Below are 4,130 nucleotides of genomic sequence, written 5' to 3'. Positions count from 1 at the left end.
CAGTGGGGCCCTCGGGAGATGGTCGAAGATGAGAAGGATGGACTTCTCGTCGAAGACGGGAATGTCGATGCGCTCGCGGCAGGCCTGCGGCGACTGCTTGGCGATGAAAATCTCCGCAAGAGGCTGGGCGCGGCCGCAGGGGTGAGTGCTGCAAGGTTCACACCTGAATATGTAATGCAGAACTGGGACCAAGTCATTCACGCTGCCCTGGCGGCGCGCGACAATGAAGAGCTCTTGCCATGCTGACCACCCATCCCATGCTGACCACCCATCGCGCTTTGCGCAAAATGGAAACACGCATCAAGATGACCTGGGCCGCCTCCGGGGCAGATGCGTTCCTGGTTTCCTATCCGAAGTCGGGGCGAACCTGGTTCAGGCATATCCTGGCGGATTACTTCAGTCGGACGGCTCACGACGGAAATGTCGATCTCTTCCGCATGTTCGGTGTTCTTCCAAACTTCGACCTTGATCCCGAACGTGGGATTCCTGCTTTCCGTTACGCGGAACAGCGCCCTCAGGTGCCGCTTATCCTCGTTTCGCACCTTGGCTACCGACAAATGCTGTTCTTGCACCGGCCGGTCATTTTCATGGTTCGCGATCCGCGCGACGTGGTCGTGTCGGCGTACTTCCACGCGACACGCCACAAGCATCGCTTCGAAGGCGATATGGATGCGTTCATCTACGATTATCATCAAGGCCTGCCGGCCCTTATCATGCATCTGAACAGCTGGGCGAAAGGCCTGACGCATCACCGGCATGAAGTTTTGAGCTATGAAGAACTGACCGACGACCCAGTCGGTACGTCCTCGCGTATTTTGAGATTTCTGGGGCATGCCCCATCTGTGCCAGACCTCGAGGGGGCTATCGAAGCTTCTCGTTTTGAAGCGATGCGCGAACATGAGGTGGCGGGGGGCCTGCCGGCGCATTCATATGATCGGGCGGATGCGGAAAGCCGTCGCATGCGTCGTGGCAAGGTCGGTGGCTTCGCCGACTATCTCAGTGACGCGCAAGCTGAACTGATCGAGCGGACCTGCTCCGAGTGGTTGACCCCGGCTGCCAAGGAGTTGCTTTGCCGCGGCGGAACCCACTTCTCGCGTTACAATTAAAGATCTGCCATCGCAGTTAAGCTCCGAGGGAGCATCGTGCGCGCATCATGCAAACACTTCTTTTGTTCTTGAAGCGGCGCGCAGACAGACTGCCGCGCGGGTGACAGACGCGATCGAAGGCAGATGCGTGGCCAGGCCCGGCGCGCCGTGAACTCCTTACCGCTAATGGGCTAGGCCATCAGTTGTAGCAGCGATCAGATCCTGACTGATTGAGGTTGCAACAGAGCCAAACTTGGTTGTGGCGGGCTCTTCTTTTCCGCCGATGATGGATGACGTCAGCAGCGATCTGGCGCGGATACGATCTGTATTGCTCCGCAAGTACGGGGAGTGGGTGAGTTTGGCAACCATTGCGATGACCAGAGGACTGACCAGACGTGCGATGGAGGCCCTCAAACGCAGGAGCGCTGGCCGCACGCGCCTGGCCAACATCGCACACCTTGTGACGGGCAATTTCCTCGGATCATTGCTTGGGCTTGTGGCCTTTGCGCTTTCGGCGCGAGCCCTTGGCGTGGCCAACTATGGCCAGCTTGCATTGATCATCGCGTTCACGCGGGTCGTCGAGCGCGTTGTCAGTTTCCAGTCGTGGCAGCCAATCATCAAATATGCGGCGGGCCTGAACGCGTCCTCGGACCGCGATGCCCTGCGCATGCTCATGAAATTTGGACTGCTTATCGATGTTGGCGCCGCCGTTTGCGCCTGGGTCATCGCCATGGGCGCAGCACTTCTCGTGGCGCCATTCTTCGGTTGGTCCGCGGAGATCGTGCAACTTCTTGTCCTGTATTCCAGCGTCCTGCTGTTCCAGATCTCAGGCGTTCCGGTCGCGGTGCAGCGCATGGCCGGCAACTTCCGCCTCCTCGCCTACGGGCAGCTGCTCAATGCGGTTCTGCGGGTATTGCTGTGCCTTCTCGGGGTGCTGCTCAAGGCTGATCTGGCCTATTTCACGCTGGTTTGGGCAGGAACGCAGATACTCGGGTCGCTGACACTTCTGACGTTGACTATGCGGGCGCTGCACAGGCAGGGCGTCCGCAATATCCTGCGCGCGCCTCTGGCCGGAATCACAAGCCGCTTTCCCGGCATCTGGAATTTCGCCTGGTCTTCAAACATTTCGCTTACATTGCGTGTGAGTGCGCAGGAACTCGATACGCTGCTGGTGGGATTGCTCGCCGACCCGGCTTCAGCGGGCTTGTACCAAATCGCCAAGCGCATAGGACGCGTCGGCCAGCAGGTCGGTCCCCAGGTGCAGAATGTCCTCTATCCTGATGTGGCCCGGCTTTGGGCGCAGGGAAGCGTTAGAAAATTCAAACGGGCGATCTTTCAAGCCGAAGCCATGCTGCTCGGCTTTGGCATCCTTTGCATATTGATTGTCGCCGCATTCGTTCGGCCGTTGCTCACCTGGACCGCAGGGCCTGATTTTCTCGGCGCGACCAACCTCGTGATCGTGCAGATGGTGGCGGTCGCGTTCGTGCTTTCGGGCTCTGCTGCCCGCTCCGCACTGCTGGCCATGGGCAAACAACGCGAGGTGTTGCGAATTGTTGTCGTTGCGACAGCCGCCTTCCACGTGACGGCACTTCTGCTCATCCCGCGGATCGGCGCAATGGGCGGCAACATCGCCCACATCGTGCTGGGCATATTGTGGACCGCAGGCTTGGCGTTTTCATTGAAACAAGCGTTGAAGACCACCCAGTCCGACAGGCAGACACGGCCAGTGGACTGCCTCGATCAGGCAAGTATTTCCCCTTCAAAGGCAATTTAGATGACCCTTGCACCCCAAGCTCTAGCCACCGTGCCCATAGCGTCGCGACGCCCCGGTCCCTCATCGCCGTCCCTTACTCATCTGCAGCGGCTCGAGGCTGAATCGATCCATATCATTCGAGAAGTCGCAGCCGAATTGCGTAACCCTGTGATGTTGTATTCCGTGGGCAAGGACTCGGCGGTGATGTTGCATCTCGCGATGAAGGCCTTCCATCCATCGCCACTGCCGTTTCCCCTGCTCCACATCGATACCACCTGGAAGTTCAAGGAAATGATCCGCTTCCGCGATGAAACCGTTGCGCGGCTTGGTTTGAATCTTCTGGTGCGCCGCAACGAAACTGGTCTTGCCGAGGGCATCACACCGTTTACGCACAGCTCATCGATCTACACGCAGATCATGAAGACGGAGGCGTTGAAATCGGCACTATCCTCGTTCGGCTTCGATGCCGCTTTTGGCGGGGCGCGGCGAGATGAAGAAAAAAGCCGCGCGAAAGAACGGGTGTTTTCGCTTCGCAGCGAGAACCATGGCTGGGATCCGAAGAACCAGCGTCCGGAGTTGTGGAACCTCTATAATGGCCGGCTGAGGCCCGGAGAATCCGTTCGCGTCTTCCCGCTCTCGAATTGGACCGAAACCGATATCTGGCAATACATCATGAGGGAGCAAATCCCCATTGTGTCGCTCTACTTTGCCGCAAAGCGCCCAGTGGTGGAGCGCGGCGGACAGTGGATCATGGTGGATGACGATCGTCTGCCGCTACGCTCGGGTGAAGTGCCCGAAATGCGTTCGGTCCGCTTCCGCACCCTTGGTTGCTATCCACTGACCGCGGCCACCGAGAGCACGGCTGCAACTCTTCCCGAAGTGCTCCAGGAAATGCTTGCCACTCGGACTTCCGAGCGATCGGGCCGCCTGATTGATCATGACGAGGCGGCGTCAATGGAAAAGAAAAAGCGTGAGGGGTACTTCTGATGCTGGGTTTTGCTCAAACCGCGGACCTCGAAGCTTCCTTGGAGCGCGAGACCACTTCGCAGTACCTTAATGCCCATGAGCGGAAAAGCCTGTTGCGGTTTCTCACCTGTGGCAGCGTGGACGACGGCAAGTCGACACTGATCGGCAGGTTGCTTTACGACACCCAGTTGCTGATGGAAGATCAACTTGCGGCCCTTGCGGCCGATTCACGGCGACACGGCACGACTGGCGACGATCTCGACTTCGCGCTTCTGGTTGACGGCCTCGCCAGTGAGCGCGAGCAAGGCATTACAATCGATGTGGCC

Annotated in this window: 5 protein-coding genes; all 5 read left to right on the top strand. The window is 58.8% G+C overall.

The annotated features are described in order from the left end of the window. Positions 1-246: glycosyltransferase (locus tag EN935_RS42825; RefSeq protein WP_127373714.1), on the top strand; the 246-nt coding region annotated here is incomplete at its 5' end. Next, positions 240-1,106 (top strand): sulfotransferase domain-containing protein, encoded by an 867-nt coding sequence (locus tag EN935_RS25150; protein ID WP_245468795.1) that lies wholly within the window; start codon positions 240-242, stop codon positions 1,104-1,106. The genes EN935_RS42825 and EN935_RS25150, both read left to right, overlap by 7 nt. A gap of 238 nt (positions 1,107-1,344) precedes the next feature. Continuing rightward, a complete protein-coding gene (locus tag EN935_RS25145; protein ID WP_245468801.1) occupies positions 1,345-2,859 on the top strand; it encodes a lipopolysaccharide biosynthesis protein in 1,515 nt (504 codons plus the stop codon). Further along, positions 2,860-3,825, top strand: a complete 966-nt coding sequence (gene cysD / locus EN935_RS25140; RefSeq protein ID WP_245468796.1) for a sulfate adenylyltransferase subunit CysD — start codon at positions 2,860-2,862, stop codon at positions 3,823-3,825. Further along, a partial coding sequence (locus tag EN935_RS25135; RefSeq protein WP_245489042.1) for a GTP-binding protein occupies positions 3,825-4,130 on the top strand: 306 nt, incomplete at its 3' end. The genes cysD and EN935_RS25135, both read left to right, overlap by 1 nt.

This window comes from Mesorhizobium sp. M7D.F.Ca.US.004.03.1.1 (genome assembly GCF_003998635.1).
Lineage (GTDB): Bacteria > Pseudomonadota > Alphaproteobacteria > Rhizobiales > Rhizobiaceae > Mesorhizobium > Mesorhizobium loti.
Note: the sequence above shows the minus strand (reverse complement) of the source record. Positions and strands in the feature narration are given on the sequence as shown.